The sequence below is a fragment of the Desulfosarcina alkanivorans genome, assembly GCF_009688945.1.
GTDB classification, from domain to species: Bacteria; Desulfobacterota; Desulfobacteria; order Desulfobacterales; family Desulfosarcinaceae; genus Desulfosarcina; species Desulfosarcina alkanivorans.
In genome coordinates, this window is the sequence record NZ_AP021874.1 from 5,651,171 (window position 1) to 5,670,284 (window position 19,114).

A 19,114-nucleotide genomic window follows, 5' to 3' on the forward strand; every position below is an offset into this window, starting at 1 on the left:
GTTTTATTCGGTCCTCGGATCGAGAATGTCGCGCAGGCCGTCACCGGCCAGGTTGGCGCCCAGCACGAAGAGAGAGATGGCGATCCCCGGATAGATGCTGATCCAGGGGGCGTTGAAAACCCAGTCGCGGCCGTCGCTCAGGATGGCGCCCCAGCTGGCCTTGGACGGTGCGCCGAAACCCAGAAAGCTCAGGGCCGCTTCGGAGAGGATGGCATAGCCGAACACCACCGTGGCCTGAACGATCAGCGGGGTGAGGCAATTGGGCAGCACGTGATCGAACATGATCCGCAGGTGCCCGGCGCCGACGGCCCGGCTGGCTTCCACATACTCCAGCTCGCGGATGGACAGCACGGCGTTGCGGGTCAGGCGGGCAAATCCCGGTACGTAGACGATGGCCAGGGCGACCACCAGGTTGACGGTGTCGGGGCCCAGGGCGGCCATGATGGCCAGGCTGAGCAGCAGGGCCGGAAACGCCATCAGGCCGTCGATGATGCGCATGACGATGAAATCGGCCGGCCCCAGGAAATAGCCGGCGGCCAGTCCCATTGTTGCCCCGACGATGCCGGCAGAAAGGACGACCAGGGATGAAATCAGCAGCGACACCCGGGCGCCGTAAAGCACCCGGCTGAAAATGTCGCGCCCGAATTCATCGGTGCCCATCCAGTGATGGGCGCCTGGCGCCTGGAGCCGGTCGAGAATGCGAACCTCGGCTGGATCGAACGGGGCCAGCACCGGCGCGAAGACGCTGAAAAAGATCAACGCCGCAATGATGGCGAACCCGCTCATGGCGAGTGTGTTGCGCTTCAGCGAACGCCATGTCCGTCCCTGGCGAAAGCCCTTTTGGGTTTTTGATGAGTGCTCTGTCATGTCAATAGCGGATCCGGGGGTTCATCAGGGTGACGATGAAATCCACCAGCAGGTTGACCAGCATGTAGATGATGGCCATGTAAAGGATCACCCCCTGAACCACCGGATAGTCGCGGTTCAGGATGGAATAGACCACCAGGCGTCCCATTCCCGGGATGCCGAAAACCGTTTCAATGACCACGGTGCCCCCCAGCAGCCAGCCGAAATCGAGGCCGATGACGGTGATGACCGGGATCATGGCGTTTTTCAAGCCGTGGCGGATGACCACCGCCCACCGGCTCAGTCCTTTGGCCCGGGCGGTGCGGATGTAGTCCTGGCGCAACACCTCCAGCATGGCCGAACGGGCCATGCGGGCCGATACCGCAGCCATGACCAGCGCCAGGGATACGGCCGGCAGCAGCAGGTAGCGTATTCCCTGGAAAAAATTTTCAAAGATCGAGACATATCCAGATGACGGAAACCAGCCCAACTGGACGGAAAAGAGAATGATAAAGAGAATGCCCACCCAGAAGCTGGGCAGGGACACCCCCAGCAGCGAGAAGAGCATGACGGCCCGATCGGTCAGTGTGTTCTGCCTGACTGCGGCAGTGACGCCCGACGGGATGGCGATGGCAATGGCGATGGCGATGGCCAGAAACGCCAGGGCCATGGTGTGGGGCAGCCGTTCGAGGATGGATCGGGAGATGGACCGGCCGCTGATGACCGACAGACCCAGATCCCCGTGCAGGGCCTTGCCCAGCCAGGTGGCGTACTGAACCGGCAGGGGGCGGTCCAGTCCCATCTTCAACCTTACGGCCTCGATCTCCTGCGCACTGGCATTGCGCCCCAGCATGGCCGTTGCCGGATCGCCTGGAATCATGCGCAGGAACAAAAAGACCATCACCGAAACGATGAACAGCACGGGGATCGCGGCCATCAACCGTTTGAGCAGATAGGAGACGCTCATGCCGGACCCCTGAGCCGATCGGCGGTGTCAAACGCAATCCCTCCGGGGAGGGATGGCGCGATAAAGGACGGGAGACAGATCATTTTTCGATCCAGACGTCCCAGATTCGCAGAAAAAAAGCGCCCCACGGCTTGAACCCATGGAGCTTCTTGCCGTATCCGTAGAAGTACTCCTCGGAGAAGGTAAAGAGCAGCGGCAACTCGGCGTTGATGATCTGCTGGGCCTGGTCATAAAGTGCCTTGCGTTTTTCCAGGTCCGTCGTGGATCGGGCTGCTTCGGCCAGCCGGTCCAGTTCGGGGCTGCCCCAACCGTTGAAGGTGTTTGTGCTGAGCATGCGGGCATAGTAGAAAAAATCCGGGTCGGCATGGGATCCGTAACCGTAGGAGACCACGTCGAAATCGCCCGATTTGTACTTTTCAAAGAGGGAGGACCAGTCATGGTACTCCAACTCGGTGTTGATGCCCACCTGTTTTAAATGGGCCTGGGCCATCACGGCCTGTTTGTCCATGGCCGGATACCCCTTGCTGGTGATGATCTTGATGGTCTCGCCTTTGTAGGCGCTTTTCTTCAGGTACGCCTTGGCCAATGCCGGGTCGTACCCGGGCCCGGCTTCCGGAGCGTGGGCCTTGGTGTACCAGAAGGAATAATTGGGGAAGGGGGAATTGACGACCACGCCGGTCCCGCCGGTGGTGGCCAGCAGCATTTCCTGCTTGTTGACCGCGTGGGCAAAGGCCTTGCGCAGGTTCAGGTCGGCAAAGGGCGAGCCCGCCTTGCAGTTGAACCAGAAATTCCAGAACTCGAAGGTGGGGCCGGTTCCGGCGATCACCAGGTTCGGGTTGGTGGAGAGCCGCTGGCGCTCGGCGCTGGGAATGGCCACGAGGTCGAGGTCTCCGGCCTCCAGGGCAGACACGCGCACGGCCCGTTCGGTCATGGGGCGGAAGATCACCTCGTCCGCATAGGCGGTCTTTTTGCCGCCGGTACCCGTGGCTTCACCCTCGCCGCCCCAGTAGTCTGCAAAGCGCTTCAGTTTGACGTGCCGGTCCGGAATCCATTCCACAAAGGCGAAGGGACCGGTGCCCACCGGGTGCTGAATATTGTCGCCCTGCCGCTCGATCTCCTCTTTGGGCATCACGCCGACGGTGTAGGGGCTGGCCAGGTTGATCAGGAACGTGGCCGTCGGTTTGGAAAGGGTCACGGTGACCCGATAGGGACCGGTGACCTCTGTTCTGGCGATGGTTTCGAACTTGCTTTTGATGCTTGAAACCGTCAGCCGGTCCAGGGTCGCCTTGACATCGTCGGCGGTCATCTCCTTGCCGTTGTGGAACTTGACCCCTTTTCTCATATGGAAGGTGTAGGCCAGGCCGTCGTCCGATACCTCCCATTTGTGGGCCAGGCCGGGAATGATGCCGAAGCCGTCGTCCACGGCCAGGATGCCTTCGAACACCTGGCGCAGCACTTCATGATTCTGCCAGCCGATCTGATGCGGGTCGAGGCTCTTGATGTCCACATTCATGCTCAGCCGAAGGGTGCCGCCCGATTGGGGCGTCATGGCGAAAAGGGAAGAGGTGTTGACAAGTAAAACCGCCAGTAGGACAATGCATAAACGCAACAGACACAATGGCACTTTTTTTTTCATGAAACCCCCTTGTTTTGCTAAGCAGTGTTAAAAGTTGTGACCTTCTTTTGATTGGGCATCGACTTCTTTTTTGGAAAATCCGAATTGTCAGGATCTTCTCAAACCTGCCGTATGTTCGAAAAGCCAGTGCGAAATTCGTCGCCGATTGAATGCAACCGGTGTGACAACCGCGTGTGATGCCAGACGCTACAAAATTGTAATGCGCAGCGACGGCTTTGGGCCATACGCTAATTAATGGTTAACTGTTTGTTTGAATAGTATTTTGTCATCTTATTGCCAATACATAAAAATCGACGGCGACAAACTGGTTATACAAAAATGTAGATAGATTCTTGTCGAAACACGTTAAAATTGACCCAATTTTTAGTGGAAAACATTAAAAATGTCAATAATTTTGTTGAAATAGAAACTATTATGGGCTATGAAAGAAACTGGTTGCACTGTTTGATTCCGGTCGGCAGTTGGGTATCGGCGCCCGGAGCGCAAAGCCATCCGACGGCAATCGCGGGCATCCTGCCGGACACGCTGTCCCCGGACCCGGAGACCGCATGCCGGATTCTGTAGACCGTTTAATTCAGTCCCATAAGGAGAAAGCATGAAACGCATTATTGTGATCGGGGTCGGCGCCCAGGGAAGTACGGTTGCCAAACGGATGAACGAGCATCCGGGGGTGTCTGAAATTATCTGTGCGGATTATGACCGCAAGGCCGCAGAGGCCCTGAGCGGATCGCTCAGCAAGGCCAAAGCCCTTCAACTGGACGCCAGTGACGTCAACAATGTCATTGACGCGGCCAGGGGATGCGACCTGATCGTCAACGGCCTGCCGCTGGATTTCAACCTCCGTGTCATGGAGGCGGCGCTGGCGGTCAACGCGTCTTACTTTGACATGGCGGGCCCCATGGAAGATATCGGTTTCGTTGAAAGTTACAAGCTGCTCTTTTCCGAATGGCATGACCGCTTCAAAGCCAAAGGGCTGACCGCCCTCGTCGGGGGCGGGTCGTCGCCCGGCCTGGCCAATGTCATGGCCAGGGAATCCGTGGAAAAGATGGACAGCTGCGAAACCATCAGTATCTTCGTTTATGAGAATGTGCTGACCAAGCGATTCACCCCCTTCTGGTGGTCGCCTGAGGTGGCTTTCTGGGATATGGCCTACAAGACCTTCCGCTATGAAAACGGCAGGCATGTCATCGATATTCCTTTCAGCCGCCCCATCCGGATGAAGCTGATGGGAATCGATCGTGAAGTGCGCATGGTGGACCATGAGCACGATGAGCCGGTCACCATGGGGCTGCTGGCCGACACGGTTCTCAAGGGAGTCAAAAATGTGGAATTCAAGTATGGCGGCTTCGGCGTGAAACTCTCCGAACTGTTTTACAAAATGGGACTGCTGTCCGACGAACCGGTGGATGTCGACGGCACGAAAATCGTTCCCATGGACCTCATTCTCAAGCTGTGCCCCCCGGCCCCGAAATATCCGGATGAACTCAAAGCCATCATCAATGACGGGGTCGTGGCCGAAGAGGGGGCCTTTCTGGTCCGCGTGGAAGGCTTCAAGGACGGGAACCCCATCCGCATCGACAGTTATGCCATGGGGCCGGGCCTGGTGGAAGCCTTCGAAACGTCGGGCCTCAGCCATGAAGCCTACCTGACCGGCCAGTGCGCTTCGGTCTTTGTTAAAATGATGGTGGATGACGCCTTTTCCGAACCGGGGCTTTTCGTTCCCGAACAGCTCGAAGCGGATGCCCGGGAATATTGTTTCCGCAACCTGGCTGACCTGGGGGTGACCATCGACGAAACCCAGCAGCAGAAAAGCGTCTATTCTCGTGAAAATCGAAAAAAAGAAGCCTGAAGCCAGGCGGCGTCCATTGCCGGCGGCAGACGGAACGCCACCCGGACATCCTCTTTTGCGAGACCGTTGACCGGCCGGTTCCGTCGGCGGTGGTCGGACGCATGGGCGGGTGCATCTTCCGCCGGCAGCCACGCGGCGGTTTAAACCAGTTCAACCCACAGGGGAAAAGGAGGCCAGATGAAATTCATCCGTGTCCATATGTCGGAAAAGACGGTGGTGACTGAAACCGTGCCGGACGCCTACCGGGGGATCGGGGGGCGGGCATTGACATCTTCATACATCAACGACCATGTTCCCGCCGACTGCGATCCGCTGGGGGCGGACAACGTCCTGGTTTTTGCTCCGGGCTACTTCAGCGGTACGCCGCTGATCAATACCAGCCGCCTCTCCGTGGGCGCAAAAAGCCCCCTGACCGGCGGAATCAAGGAAAGCAATGTGGGCGGAACCGTCGCGGCGTCGCTGGCCAGCCTGGGCATCACCGCCGTGGTGGTCGAGGGGATGGCCGCCGCCGGCCAATGCCGGGTCCTCGAGATCGATGAAGCGGGCAACGCCCGGCTGCTGGATGCATCGGACTGCCAGGGGATGAGAACCTATGCCCTGGTGGAAAAACTGAAAGCCGCCCACGGTGAAAACAACAGTATCACCTGTATCGGTCCGGCCGGCGAAATGCAGCTGGCGGCGGCTTCCATTCAAACCACCGACCTGGACGGACGCCCCTGCCGGGCGGCGGGCCGCGGCGGGCTGGGTGCGGTGATGGGATCCAAAGGGCTGAAGGCCATCATTGTCCGCCGGTCGGGCAAGCTTGCCGACCCGCTGGACGACCCCGATGCGTTCAAGGCGGCGGCCAGGGAGTATGCCAAAGCCGTCAAGGCCGATGAGTTCAGCGGCGAGATCCTGCCGGCCCTGGGGTCGGCTGCCCTGGTGGCGCCGATCAATGAAGCCGGGGCCTTTCCCACCCGCAATGCGCGCGAGGGGCAGTTCGAGGGCGCCGACAGGATCAGCGGAGAGACCATGGCCCGGATCATCCGTGAACGCGGGGGCAAGAACGCCCACAAGGGATGCGCCGGCTGCATCATCGACTGTTCCAACGAGTATGTGGATCCGGATGGCCGCTTCGTTACCTCCTCCCTGGAATACGAAACCATCTGGTCCATGGGCGGGATGATCGGCAACGACGACCTGGACGCCATCGCCCGGCTCGACCACCTCTGCGACGACATCGGTCTGGATACCATCAGCACCGGCGTGGCCGTGGCCGTGGCCATGGATGCCGGATACAGATCCTTCGGCGACGCCCGGGCCGCCATCGAGATGGTGGAGGAGGTGGCCGCGGGAAGCGCTTTCGGAAGGATTCTCGGAAATGGGCCGGCTGCCGTGGGCAGGCATTTCAACCACACCCGTGTGCCGGTCATGAAGGGCCAGAGCATGGCCGCCTATGATCCGCGCGCCATTCAGGGTATGGCGGTGACCTATGCCACCTCGCCCATGGGAGGGGACCACACTGCCGGCTGGGTGGTGGACCAGAACCTGGAGTCCTTCGGGGGAACCCTGGACCGGTTTTCGGCCGATGGCCAGGTGGCGGCGTCCCGCGATACGCAGATCCACATGGCGGCCGTGGATTCGGTGGGCATCTGCGACTTTGCCCAGAGCGGCCTGGCCTCCCCGGAAGGGATCGCCAATGTCTACCGCATGGTCGCGGCCAAATCCGGGAATCCATTCACCGAACAATCCTGGCGGGAACTGGGGCTGCGCGTTCTCCGGGCCGAGCGGGACTTCAACCGCCGGGCCGGCTTCACCCCCGCGGACGATCATCTGCCGCGCATGTTCTACGAGGAGCCGCTGCCGCCCCACAACAAGGTGGTGGTGATCAGTGATGCCGCCATGGAAAAGACCTTCGACTTTTGACCGCCATGGCCCTGCAGCTGACCGTCAAGCTTTACGGGACCCTGGACAAGTGGGTTCCGGGATACCAACATGAATCGGGTTGTGTGGTTCACCTGCAGGCATCGTCGACGGTGGCCGACCTGATCGGCCAGCTGGGCATCCCCCCCCGGTCGGTCGGCATTGTGTCGGTCAACGGCCGGATGGCCAGAAAAGCCGACCTGCTGCCGGACAGGGCCGTGGTGAAGGTGTTTCACCCGATTTTTGGCGGTTAAGCTCCCGCTTGACGGTTGCCCGGATCGGTTGTGCAGGATGTGCGGGTGCTGCTATAGCCCGTTGCGGCCCGCCATCGACGCCGGAACCGAATGATCGTTGCGGACCTGTCGTTATGATTCCGTTATCACCGTTTCGTATGAATCGCGCACCCGGATCTCAGAGGATATGAACCCAAACCAGAATCTCACCACCGACCAGGGCCTGATTGCAAAACATGTCTGCAAAACCTTCGGGGATGTCAAAGCCCTCGATGACGTGACGCTCGATGTGTCACCGGGGGAGTTTTTTACCCTGCTGGGCCCGTCGGGATGCGGCAAGACCACCCTTTTGCGGATCATTGCCGGGCTCGAACTGGCCGATTCGGGCCGGATTTACAGCGGTGGCAAGGACATCACCGGCCTGCCGGCCATCAAACGCCAGGTGAACACGGTGTTCCAGAGCTATGCCCTGTTTCCCCACCTGACCATCTACGAGAATATCGCCTTTGGCCTGCGTTCCCGCAAGTTTCCCGAGGCCGAAATCAAAAAACGGGTGGAGCGTCGGCTGGAGATGCTGGATTTAAGCGCCATGGCCCGGCGTCATCCCCACCAGTTGTCCGGCGGCCAGAAGCAGCGGGTGGCCCTGGCGCGGGCGTTGGTCAACGAACCCGACGTGCTGCTGCTCGACGAACCCATGAGCGCCCTGGATGCACGCCTGCGCGCCCAGGTGCAGGAAGACCTGCGGCGCCTGCAGCGCAAGCTGGGGCGGACCTTCATCCTGGTGACCCACGATCAGGCCGAAGCCCTGGTGTGCAGCGACCGGCTGGCCGTGATGCGCCAGGGGCGCGTGGTCCAGTGCGGGACGCCCGAAGACGTCTACGATAACCCCAGGGACAGCTTCGTGGCCAAATTTCTCGGCGCCGCCAACCTGATTCCCTGCACCAAGGCGCCGGGCGGCGTTCAGACCGCCTTCGGATTTCTGGCCCTGGAAAAAGAGCCCGCCTGGCAGGAGGGCACCGTGGCCATCCGGCCGGAGTGGATCGGTATCGGAGACACGGAACCCGAGCGCAACGGAATTCGCGCCCGCGTGACTGAAATCGTATACAGGGGAACCAATTTCGACCTGTGGCTGGAACCGGGGCCGCTGCGCGTGCGCACCAGTTCCTACCGGCGAATCGATCCCGGCCGGGAGGTCTGGCTGGAACTGGCTCCCAAGGAACTGGTGATTCTTGAAGACGAAACGCGCTGATTCGCTGATAACCTGGTTCGGGGAACTGACCACCCGGCAGCGGCTGCTCAAACGCGGGTCGCTGCTGTTGATGCCCGGCATGCTCTGGCTGATGCTCTTTCTGGTACTGCCCGGCCTGGTCCTGGTGGTCGTGAGCGTGGTCACCCGGGGGGCTTACGGCCAGCTGGAGTGGACGTTCACCCTGGAAAACTACAAGCGCCTGGCCGGCTTCACCCTCTTCGGCTGGACACCGGATTACCTGATGATCCTCTGGCGATCGGTGGTGGTGGCCTTTTTTACCACGCTGGTATCCGTGATCCTCTCCTATCCGCTCTGTTTTTTCATTGCCGGCCGTCCCGAACGAAGCCGCTACATGTGGCTGACCCTGGTCATCATTCCTTTCTGGACCAACATGGTCATCCGGGCTTATGCCTGGTTTCTGATCCTGTCACCGGAGATGCCCTTTGCCCGGCTGGCGGCGGTTTTCGGCTTTATCCCGGACGGCACCCCGCTTTACCCGAACGCCTTTGCCGTCTATCTGGGCATGGTGTCCATGTTTCTGCCCTTCGTCACCCTGCCGCTCTACGCCAGTGTTGAGCGGCTGGACTGGTCGCTGGTTGAAGCGGCCCAGGACCTGTACGCATCGCGATTGCGAACCTTTACCCAGGCGATCCTGCCGCAGACCATGCCGGGCCTGTCGGTGGGGATCATCCTGACCTTCGTTCCCGCCATGGGCATGTTCGTCGTTCCCGATCTGCTCGGCGGGGCCAAGTACATGCTGGTGGGAAACCTCATCCAGCAGCAGTTCGGAACCAGCCGCGACTGGCCGTTCGGGGCGGCCATCAGCATGGGATTGATGGTTCTCACCATGATCGGGCTCCAGATCTACCGCCGTAAAGGAAAGGAGATCAAGGTCGTATGAGGCGCCAGCATCCGATAATCATCGCCATTTCCTATCTGACCATGGCCTTTCTTTACCTGCCGCTTTTCGGCGTGGCGGTATTCTCCGTCAATGAGGCCCGTCGCGGGCTCGTCTGGAAAGGGTTCTCCCTGAAATGGTATCTCAAGCTCTTCGAAAACGAATGGATTCTCGAAGCGGCCTGGAATACCCTGCTGCTGGCGGTGATATCCACGGTTGTCGCCACCATCCTCGGTACGATCCTGGCCATCGCCATGGACCGCTTTCCCTGGCGCAGCCGGACCAGCAATTTCCTGGACATCATCCTGCACATTCCCGTGATCATTCCGGACATCATTCTGGCCGCGTCCCTGGTGGTGGCCTTCGGTTTGCTCCGGCTGATATCGTCCATTTTCGAACCCGGCCTGCTGAACATGATCATCGGTCACATCACCTTTCAGATCGCCTTTGTCGCCCTGGTGGTGCGCAGCCGCCTGGTGGCCATCGGCAGCGAGGTGGAGGAAGCGGCCCGGGACCTTTTCGCCACGAACTGGTACCTGCTGCGGAAGGTGATGCTGCCGCTGTTGATGCCGGGCATTATCGCCGGCGCCATGCTGGCCTTCACCCTTTCCCTGGATGATTTCGTGATCAGCTTCTTCACCGCCGGTCCGGAGTCGCAAACCCTGCCGCTGTTTATTTTCGCGGCCGTTCGCCGGGGGGTTACCCCGCAAATCCATGCCCTGTCGACCCTGATCATGCTGGTCACGGTGGTATTGGTCGTTGCGACGGAGCGGTTCACGCGCCAGCATGAAAAGAAATGACGGGCCTTTTTTCAGTCAACAGGCCGTCGACTGATGACTATCAATGCAAGATGGACTCGTAACGAGCCGCATTTCTGACGAATTCGTAAAAACGCCGAGATCAAGGCTTGCAAAGCCCGAGGAATGAGGCGTACTGAGGGTACGCCGCAGTGACGAGGGATGAAGCGTAACGCAGATATCGGCGTTTTTACGAATTCGTCAATGCATACTAACCCCCATTGCTGAAAAGGAGAAACAAGATGCGTAAACTCGGTCTGCTCGTACTGGTGTTGGTGCTTTTTGGCGGGATGGCCGCCAGTGCCGAAGAATTGAGGGTATACACCTGGTCGGAGTACATGGATGAGGAAAAGATGCCGGCCGATTTTGAAAAAAAGTTCGGCATCAAGGTCCGGCTGGACATCTACGAGAACAACGAGGAAATGGTGGCCAAGCTGCAGGCCGGCGGGGCGAGCCAGTACGACATCATCGTCCCCTCCGACTACATCATGCCGGTGCTGATCAACCAGAAACTGATCCAGCCCCTGAACCTGGCCAAGATTCCCAACCTGAAAAACCTCAAGCCCCTTTTCAGGGAAACCAGTTATGACCCGGGCAACAAATATTCCGTTGCCTACCAGTGGGGCACGGTGGGCCTGATGTACCGCAGGGACAAGGTCGGTGACGCCGCGGCCCAATCCTGGTCGGTGCTTTTCGATGCCGCCAAACAGCCCGGCGCCTTCTGGCTGATCGATTCGGTTCGCGAGATGATGGGCATCGCCCTGGTCTACCAGGGGCATGATTTCAACAGCACCGTCCCCAAGGAACTCAAGGCCGCTGCCGACCTGCTGGTGGCCACCAAACGGACCAAAAACTGCATGGGCTTCAAGCCCGGGGTGGGCGGCAAGAACGATGTGGTCGCCGGCACGGCGGTCGCCGCCATCGTCTACAACGGGGACGCCATTCAGTCGGTGACCGAAGAACCGGACAAACTGGGTTTCGTCATCCCCAAAGAGGGCAGCGAAATCTGGTTCGATTCCATGTGCATCCCCAGCAGGGCACCCAACCCGGATGCCGCGCACAAGTGGATCAACTGGATACTGGAACCCGAGGTGGGTGCCGAGCTTTCCAATTACAACCAGTATGCGACGCCCAACCAGGCGGCCGAGGCCTTCATCACCCCCGAAGACCTCAAAAATCCGGGGATTTACCCGACACCCGAGATCATGAAGAATCTTCATTTCACCAAGGATCTGGGCAAGGACAACCGGATCATGGACGAAGCCTGGACGCGCGCCAAGTCCCACTGATCGATGGTCAGCCAGAGCACCCGTAAAGTGCCACGTCTTCCTCTCCCATGGAGGGCAAGGGGCGTGGTGGGGTGTCAGGGCTTGAAACAGATACAGAACGCAGACACACCAGGCGCCTGATCTGCCGGCAACGCACGACCGCACGGATCAGGCGCTTTTCTCTTTTCCGATAACGCTGGCGGTCAGGATTGGAAACTCAGGCGGCAGGCGATGTCAGGTCGGCCTGACCCACTTGTCTGTTCCCTCGTTTAACCGCTTGCAACGCCGTCGGGGCGATTTATCCGCTACCAACCGGCGCGGCATAATCGTTGATCCGGTGGGCCACAACCATAGCGATGTATATCATCCAGAAGATCAGGCCGATGTGAAGCACGTCATTCTGGGAGAACCAGACCCCATCTCCCCTGGCCCAGAGTTTTCCGGTGATATCCATGTCGTCGTAAAGACAATAGGCGGCGCTGGTGAGAAGCAGCAGCGCCCAGGTGCCCAGAAGCGCAAGATCCATGGGGTCCCTGAACAGGTAATACCGCCAGCCGTTCAGGATGAAAACGATCAGGAGAATCGGGGTCGATACCCGTACCATCATCGTGAAGGTGATAAGCGACTGGAAGGGCGCCATTGCTCCGATGAAGGCGACAATGACATATGCCACGGCGCTGACCAGCGCGTAAGCCAGCAGCGCCTTCTGCAACATCCCATCGGTGCAGGAATAGGCCACGGCTGCCAGCATGGCGTCCATGCTGATTTGCTGGAGCATGAGGTAGCTCACCTCCCACCAGCTGGTCCAGGCGCAGGTGTGCCGTCCGGCACACTTGATCTGGTAGCCAAAGGCCTGGTAACTGGTTCCGGCCAGAAGCGCACCGATGCCCCACAACATCAGCGATATCCCCCACCACAGACGAGATTGTTCACTCCCCCGGATCTGCAGAAAATAGAGGCCGGTGGCAATGGTCAAAAGCCCCAGGGCGTAGACGAAGACCGTCGAGCTCGGCTGGGTCAGGAGGATATCTCTCGATGCGAATCGAATCTTTGTGCACGGCTGTGCTTCGCACCAGTTTGCCGGGGTCAGCTCCGAATCGGTGTGCCGGATAGATTTCAGGCGGCTGAAAGCGGCCGACACGGTCGTGATTGTCATCAAGTAGTATGAGCGCCTCATAAAACCCTGTTGTCGTGTTGAACGTCAAAGACGGCACAAAGGCGTCAAGGTGCAACGATCCCGGCTTTAGCCCCGGGTCATCTCTTTTTCGCTTTTCGTCGCATGGTCAGGTCCTGCGCACGTGTGAGCCTCAGGGCGTTGTTCCGGACAGTACCGGATGGGAGTCATCCAGCGGAGGTGGAATCAAAACGAATTTGCCCACATGCTTCTTCTCCGTGAACTCGCGCTGCGCCTCCGCAATCCGTTCAAGCGGGAACGTCTTTGCAAGGAGCGGACGGATCTCACTCTTCTCGATATAGCCCACCAGGTTGGGGAAAACAGGCTCATCCCAGGCGGTGCAGCCGATCATGGTCAGGTCCTTCAGATAAAAATCACGCATATCGAGTGCCACCATGGGCCCGCCAATGGCACCCGAAGATGCATATTTGCCACCTCTTTTCAGAACTTTAAGCATTTCGCCGAAGGCCGGACCCGCCACGTTGTCAACAACGACGTCAACGGATTTTTCACCCAGGCAGGCGACGATATCGTCGCCGCGGGCGACAAGGCGATCCGCGCCGATGGTGCCTACCTGCTCAAGTTTCTCCCGCCCTGCAATGGCTGTCACTTCGGCCCCGCGGCGTTTTGCCAGCTGCACGACCGCCGAACCGACGCCGCCCGACGCCCCGGCGACCAGTACATGGTCGCCCCTGGACACCTTTGCCCTGTGGATCATATTCTCAGCCGTGCCGTAGGCACAGGGGATCGTGCCCAGCTCGGCATCGCTCCAGTCACAATCCACCGGAAACACTTCGCCGGCCGCCACTTTGACGAATTGGGCGAATGCGCCATCGAAATCAGAGGCCATCCAGATATTTTCAAGGGAATCCCATCCCGTGCTGCGGATGCATGGTCGTATCAGCGCGCGCGAACCGATGATGCTCTGATCTTCACCGGGAGCAACGGCAACAACACGCCCGCAACAGTCGGTGCCCTGGATGAACGGAAACGGCGTTGCTTCGTTCCATCCGCCATCCGCCTTTTTTTTTGCTTTTTCTTTCTCGGCAGCCGTCAACGCTTCGGTGCCGCTGGTGACGGTCGAGGAGTACCAGCCCAAACGGGTATTGATTTCGGTGTTGTTGACGCCGGCTGCGAGGACCTGCAGAAGGACTTCTCCCGGTTCCAGCACGGGAACCGGGACATCCCGGTACGCGAGCTTTTCGTAACCACCGTTTCCCAGAGTGACCACCGCTTTCATGGTTGTTTTACAATTGCTGATATCAAAGCGGTCCTTTTCGGGCTTGACTTCGCGTGGGCTGTTCATGTTGTCCATTTCTCCTCTGTTTTTTACCTCAAAGCTTATCGTATGAATACGGTGGCCGTTAGATGTCTGGTGTAACCCTTTAAAAAGTTTGATATCACAAAGGGTATTATAGTCAACGACCCGTTTCTGCAATGTTGGGGGGTCGTTATTCCCCAAGAGGGCAGTGGGATCTGGTTCGATTCCATGTACATCCCCGACAAGGCATCCACGCCGGATGCCGCGCAGAATTGGATCGACTGGTCCCCGGAGCCTGAAGTCGGCGCCGGGCTTTCCAGTTACAACCAGCATGCGACTTTCATCCAGGCGTTTTTTTCCCGATAAAAGCGTTGTGGTGGGATCGTATAATGACATCACATACAAAGCTTACAAAATGTAATCGCAAACGAACCGGACTTCCAACCGACCACAACATGTAGATTCATCCGAATACAATTTAATATCAATGTGTGGCAAGTTGTGTTGTGAGTTTGGTTATGTTGTGGGTTTCATTCCCCATTTCATTCCATCTAATTCCAAAAATATTCAACAATCCATATCATTCATCTGATTCCTCCCCCCTATCGTTTCACGACGACTGGAAGGAATACCTGTATAGCTCTGACTATCCGGATCTCTTGTACTTCGACCCACGATTTGCGACTCTAAATGGGAATAGATAGAAAAGCCCGAAGTGGCACCTTCGGGCTTTAGGCAAGAGCTACCGCAAGCATCCGGAAGCTCCCACACCATACTTCCTTTCTATTGCACCTTCCGGCTGTTTGCAAGGCCGGAGGCATGCCCAAGGTGTTACTGATTCTCATTCAATGTCGATGGTGCGATTTTACTTTTTGTATCTGCAGAAGCTGTTTTAGAGGACAGGCCTATTGTTGTGATGAATGCCGTAGTGCGGGAAAGCGCAAAAACCATTGCAAAGCACAAAGAAAATATCGCCGGACCCAAAAGGGCAAAAAGAACCACTGTGAAGCTGAAAACCGTCGCAGACACGGCAATGCGCAAAGAAAACCAAAAAACATGGATGATGCAACTTCCACACCCCGGCGCCCATGGGCTATGAAGATAGTCATCCGCCTAAAAAGCTGTATCTGCCGTATCGATACAAGGCCATTTTGCCATTTTTGCGGTATCCGTGGCCGGATTGTGGAGACGTTCCCTCGCCGCGGATATGGTTAACCCAATCGAAAAGGTGGCCATGATGATTAAAAAGAAAGTTCTCAACCCTGATCGTATCAGGCGCATCCATGGTGGATTCAGTTTTGTCCCGCACCGTTTTCTTTCCCAGGGATTTTTGTCATCTTTGCAGCAAAAGGAAATACTTCTCTACCTCTTGCTGGTGCTCGCTTCAGACCGTCATGGACTCTCTTTCTACAGCTACGACACAATTTGCAGTTTGCTGCAGATGAATCTTGACCAATACATCAACGCCAGAAACGGGCTCATAGACAAAGATCTGATCGCTTTTGACGGCACGGTTTTCCAGGTACTCGAACTTCCCGCAACGCCCGTTTTGTCGCCAACCACATTGCAGGTAGACAGCAAACCAACAAAGCAGCAGGTGTCCATCGCCCGCCTTGTCGACCGATCGCTAAAGCGGATGACGCCATGATGGAGAATCGTCAGGCAACTGCTGAAGGGGTCGTCATTGCCCTTAAACAGGCCATCAAAAACCATCGGCAGTGGATGGCCACCCAGGGCTATGCCCAGAGCACCCAGAGAGATTACCGCTGGCGATTGATCCAATTTATCGATTTCATCAAATCCGGAAGCTATGAATGGGAGGGCATTTTTACTTTCGCGACCATCAAGCGCTTCAAAAGTCCTCCTCACGCGGTTACCAACCTGTCGAGATATCTTTACGCGCAGGGCAAAATTGCTCAACCGATTCGCTATCCAACACCGTCCGTGAACTTACCAGACGTGTTCGAGGATTATCTGCGCTTTCGAAAAAAATTTCATCAAACCCCTGAACGCACCATCAAGGCCAACCGGCGCGTGCTCAACGCTTTTGCCCACTACCTCCAGCGGCACCGGATCAAGCTGCGGGCGGTCGGCATCGAGCAGATCGATGCATTTTTAAAGACGTTTTTAAACGGGTTTTCAACTGCCTCCTGCAGGATTTATCGGTCCTATCTGCGCGGATTTTTACGTTACCTGTTCGCCGAACGCCGATTATTGGCCAAAGACCTGGCGCCGCTGGTCACCGGACCACCCTTGTTTGCCCAGCCAAAACCGCCCAAGTTCTTACGCAAGGATGAAATCAATAAGCTGTTTGCCAGTTTAAGGTATGCGACGGCCAGTGAACTTCGAACCGCCGCAATGATCCATCTGGCCTATCTGCTGGGGATGCGTCCCTGCGAGATCCGATCGCTCAGATTGGACGATATCAGCTTCGGCAAGGCGGAAGTTTACCTGCGGGATCGCAAAAACAACCGTCCGGCCAAATTGCCGTTGCCCGATGCAGCGATCAAAGCCGTCGCCGCCTACCTGATCGGCGGTCGCGCCCAAAGCAACCACCGGGCTTTGTTTTTAACCCTGCATCCGCCTCATCGACCGCTCAGTCCCAATGTCATCGGCCATTGCGTCCGCAACTGTATGCGGGCTGCGGGCCTGGACGCCAGCGCCTATTGGCTGCGCCACACCTATGCGCAAAACCTGTTGGAAGCCGGTGCATCCATTTACGAGGTCAAAGAGATGCTGGGCCATGACAGCATCGAGTCCACCCGAAAGTATCTGCACATCCATATCGAATTGATGCGAAAGGTATTATTCGATGACCCCCTTTAACAGCTTTCTGGCAACGCGGCTCACCGATTATATGGCCTACCGCCAGTCCCTGGGGTTCTCGACCAAAGCGCTGTATGCCCACCTGAAGACTTTTGATTGTTATCTGGCCAAACGTCATAAAGAACCGGCTGCTCTGCCGGCATCGTTTTTTCTTGAGTTACGCGCCGATCTGAAGGTCGAATCTCGCAGCATCAACCGGGTGATCTCCACCGTGCGGATGTTCTTCGGCTATTTGGTGCGCTGCGGGGATTATGCGGTCAATCCGGTAAAGGACATCCCGCTGTTGTCGGAAAATGAGATCATCCCCTTTATCTTCTCTGCCAAGCAGGTCGATCAGCTGCTTTTGGCTGTATGCCGGACGATCCGCAGGCAACCCAGGTGCTTCATGAAGGATTTGGCGGTGTATCTGGCGATCTTGCTGCTGGCCCGCTGTGGGATGAGAATATCGGAACCGGTGCGATTGCTCAAGCATCACTATCGCCAGTCGGAGCGGACCCTTTATATCGAAAAGACCAAGTTTAAAAAGGACCGCCTGATACCGGTGCCGACAGCGGTAAACACCCAACTGCAAAACTACCTGAATGTGCGTCGCAACCTGATGGATGATGCTCACAACCCGTATCTTCTGGCCGGGTCCCGGTACGGTGGCCTCACTCCAGAACGGATCCGCTTGATCTTTAACCAATCCGTCAGAACCATCGGTATTGAACAGGTAAGGCATGTTGTCGGCCGCACCAACTTTTGCGCCCCGACCGTACACAGCTTGAGGCATTCGTTCGCTGTCAACACCCTTTTGCAGGTCAAATCCCGGCAAGGATCGCCCCAACAAGCACTGCCTGTCCTGGCCGCCTATATGGGGCATAGTGAGTACAAGCATACCGTCAAATACCTGAAAATGGTCGATGCCGACCAACGAGAACAACTGTTGGATTTTGTTCTCACCCGAAAACGATGAATCTTAACCAAAGTATACACCAATTTTTTGAGCAGTACCTGCCTCGTATCAAGGGCTGCAGTGTGCAGACGATAAAGGCGTACCGGGACACCTTTAAACTATTCTTGCCCTATGCGGCCGCATACCATGGCGTTAAGATCAAATCGCTGACAGTCGATCATTTAACCAGTGCGTTGATCCTGGACTTTCTCGACCATCTTCAAACCAAACGCGGCAACCGGGCATCAACACGCAACCAGCGGCTGGCGGCCCTCAAATCATTGGCCAAAATGATCCGCTTTATGGTTCCGGAGAAAAGACGTCTGGCCGGCATGATCCTCTCTATTCCCCAGAAACGCTCGCAACGACCGTTGATCGGGTTTTTGTATCCCGATGAAATCCTTAAGGTCTATCAAGCCGTTGATCTTTCTAAATCCGAGGGGTTGCGCGACTATGCCTTATTGCATCTGCTTTATGACTCAGGGGCCAGAGCCAGTGAAGTCGCGACGTTGAACCTGGAATACTTTGATCCCCATCATCAAACACTGGCCGTCTTAGGCAAGGCCAACCGCTTCCGCCAGATGCAACTGTGGCCGAAAACGGTCGACTTGATCAACACCTACATCACCGGCTACCGAAAAAAGCCGAACCCAATGTCCCGGCAGCGGTTGTTTATCAACCAACGCGGCGACGGCTTTACCCGGCACGGGATCAATCGAATCTGTAAAAAATATCTACAGCGGGTACTGGACCCGAAACGCCTTGCAGACATCAATCCGGCCCATAGCTTTCGCCATGCATGTGCGGTAAGAATGCTTTGCGCCAAAGAGCCAGTCTCCGATATCAAAAACCGATTAGGTCACGAAAATATCCAATCCACAATGACCTATCTGCAAATGGATCTGACGCACAAACGAAGCATCCAGGAGCAGTTTATCCGATACAGCCAGTCGCTGCTCAATCCGGACCCCCGCCTGGAAGAATTAATCGACTGGGAAAACAAACAGGACACGTTGGCTTGGTTGGACACACTGTGACGGGGTGCGACCCGGTTCCCGACCATCTAACGGTATGTCGATGGAAGCTACATTATGTTGACTGTTTTTTGAAAAAATCACAAAATGATCCGCAATTCATTGATATCATGCAGAAATCGCATTTGGATAGACCTTGTTGAAATACATCGAAAGTTCAATGGGTTACGTGTACTCGCAACATAAGGCAAGGTATTGCAAAACCTGGTGGCTTGCGCCCTGAAAGTGGCCCTGTATTTA

The 19,114-nt window shown here is 57.1% G+C and carries 17 protein-coding genes and 1 pseudogene; 13 read left to right on the forward strand and 5 right to left on the reverse strand.

Annotation, left to right across the window (positions count from 1 at the left end):
* Positions 1 to 3 precede the first annotated feature (3 nt).
* The 3 genes from DSCA_RS24610 to DSCA_RS24620 form a co-directional block, all read right to left on the reverse strand.
* The gene (locus tag DSCA_RS24610; RefSeq protein ID WP_155318969.1) at positions 4 to 867 is read right to left on the reverse strand and encodes an ABC transporter permease; all 864 of its coding nucleotides are present in this window, start codon (positions 865 to 867) and stop codon (positions 4 to 6) included.
* A gap of 1 nt (position 868) precedes the next feature.
* Positions 869 to 1,813, reverse strand: a complete 945-nt coding sequence (locus tag DSCA_RS24615; protein WP_155318970.1) for an ABC transporter permease — start codon at positions 1,811 to 1,813, stop codon at positions 869 to 871.
* A 79-nt stretch (positions 1,814 to 1,892) separates the two neighbouring features.
* A complete protein-coding gene (locus tag DSCA_RS24620) occupies positions 1,893 to 3,449 on the reverse strand; it encodes an ABC transporter substrate-binding protein (protein WP_155318971.1) in 1,557 nt (518 codons plus the stop codon).
* A 595-nt stretch (positions 3,450 to 4,044) separates the two neighbouring features.
* On the opposite strand from DSCA_RS24620, the gene DSCA_RS24625 reads away from it, so the two are divergent.
* From DSCA_RS24625 to DSCA_RS24655, 7 genes are all read left to right on the forward strand, one after another.
* Positions 4,045 to 5,298 carry a saccharopine dehydrogenase family protein gene (locus tag DSCA_RS24625; RefSeq protein WP_155318972.1) on the forward strand — a complete coding sequence of 418 codons (1,254 nt, stop codon included), beginning with the start codon at positions 4,045 to 4,047 and terminating at the stop codon, positions 5,296 to 5,298.
* A 177-nt stretch (positions 5,299 to 5,475) separates the two neighbouring features.
* Positions 5,476 to 7,203, forward strand: coding sequence for an aldehyde ferredoxin oxidoreductase family protein (locus tag DSCA_RS24630; RefSeq protein ID WP_155318973.1), 1,728 nt, complete (start codon positions 5,476 to 5,478; stop codon positions 7,201 to 7,203).
* A 5-nt stretch (positions 7,204 to 7,208) separates the two neighbouring features.
* Entirely contained in the window at positions 7,209 to 7,454 is a 246-nt protein-coding gene (gene thiS / locus DSCA_RS24635; RefSeq protein WP_231716557.1) for a sulfur carrier protein ThiS, read from the forward strand.
* 166 nt (positions 7,455 to 7,620) lie between these two features.
* The gene (locus DSCA_RS24640; protein ID WP_155318975.1) at positions 7,621 to 8,682 is read left to right on the forward strand and encodes an ABC transporter ATP-binding protein; all 1,062 of its coding nucleotides are present in this window, start codon (positions 7,621 to 7,623) and stop codon (positions 8,680 to 8,682) included.
* Positions 8,663 to 9,583 carry an ABC transporter permease gene (locus DSCA_RS24645; protein WP_231716269.1) on the forward strand — a complete coding sequence of 307 codons (921 nt, stop codon included), beginning with the start codon at positions 8,663 to 8,665 and terminating at the stop codon, positions 9,581 to 9,583. Before DSCA_RS24640 ends, DSCA_RS24645 begins: the two co-directional genes overlap by 20 nt.
* Positions 9,580 to 10,380, forward strand: coding sequence for an ABC transporter permease (locus tag DSCA_RS24650; RefSeq protein WP_155318976.1), 801 nt, complete (start codon positions 9,580 to 9,582; stop codon positions 10,378 to 10,380). Before DSCA_RS24645 ends, DSCA_RS24650 begins: the two co-directional genes overlap by 4 nt.
* Before the next feature lie 239 nt (positions 10,381 to 10,619).
* Positions 10,620 to 11,666, forward strand: coding sequence for a polyamine ABC transporter substrate-binding protein (locus DSCA_RS24655; RefSeq protein WP_155318977.1), 1,047 nt, complete (start codon positions 10,620 to 10,622; stop codon positions 11,664 to 11,666).
* A 277-nt stretch (positions 11,667 to 11,943) separates the two neighbouring features.
* Here DSCA_RS24655 and DSCA_RS24660 read toward each other — a convergent pair whose 3' ends face one another.
* Both DSCA_RS24660 and DSCA_RS24665 read right to left on the reverse strand, forming a co-directional pair.
* On the reverse strand, positions 11,944 to 12,801 hold the full coding sequence (locus DSCA_RS24660; RefSeq protein ID WP_155318978.1) for a hypothetical protein: 858 nt from the start codon (positions 12,799 to 12,801) through the stop codon (positions 11,944 to 11,946).
* A gap of 151 nt (positions 12,802 to 12,952) precedes the next feature.
* Complete coding sequence (locus DSCA_RS24665) at positions 12,953 to 14,125, reverse strand: alcohol dehydrogenase family protein (RefSeq protein ID WP_197904660.1); 1,173 nt, start codon at positions 14,123 to 14,125, stop codon at positions 12,953 to 12,955.
* A gap of 871 nt (positions 14,126 to 14,996) precedes the next feature.
* Between DSCA_RS24665 and DSCA_RS24670 the strand changes: the two genes are divergently transcribed.
* From DSCA_RS24670 to DSCA_RS24690, 6 genes and pseudogenes are all read left to right on the forward strand, one after another.
* Positions 14,997 to 15,179 (forward strand): hypothetical protein, encoded by a 183-nt coding sequence (locus DSCA_RS24670; RefSeq protein ID WP_155314551.1) that lies wholly within the window; start codon positions 14,997 to 14,999, stop codon positions 15,177 to 15,179.
* 135 nt (positions 15,180 to 15,314) lie between these two features.
* On the forward strand, positions 15,315 to 15,728 hold the full coding sequence (locus DSCA_RS24675; protein WP_155318979.1) for a helix-turn-helix domain-containing protein: 414 nt from the start codon (positions 15,315 to 15,317) through the stop codon (positions 15,726 to 15,728).
* Positions 15,725 to 16,906 (forward strand): tyrosine-type recombinase/integrase, encoded by a 1,182-nt coding sequence (locus DSCA_RS24680; RefSeq protein WP_155318980.1) that lies wholly within the window; start codon positions 15,725 to 15,727, stop codon positions 16,904 to 16,906. Before DSCA_RS24675 ends, DSCA_RS24680 begins: the two co-directional genes overlap by 4 nt.
* Positions 16,893 to 17,861 (forward strand): tyrosine-type recombinase/integrase, encoded by a 969-nt coding sequence (locus tag DSCA_RS24685; protein WP_155314548.1) that lies wholly within the window; start codon positions 16,893 to 16,895, stop codon positions 17,859 to 17,861. The genes DSCA_RS24680 and DSCA_RS24685 overlap by 14 nt, the downstream gene beginning before the upstream one ends.
* Positions 17,858 to 18,118: pseudogene (locus DSCA_RS32710) on the forward strand (site-specific integrase); the annotation flags it as partial. The gene DSCA_RS24685 and the pseudogene DSCA_RS32710, both read left to right, overlap by 4 nt.
* Positions 18,119 to 18,130: 12 nt before the next feature.
* On the forward strand, positions 18,131 to 18,877 hold the full coding sequence (locus tag DSCA_RS24690) for a tyrosine-type recombinase/integrase (RefSeq protein ID WP_231716558.1): 747 nt from the start codon (positions 18,131 to 18,133) through the stop codon (positions 18,875 to 18,877).
* The last annotated feature ends 237 nt before the right edge of the window (positions 18,878 to 19,114 follow it).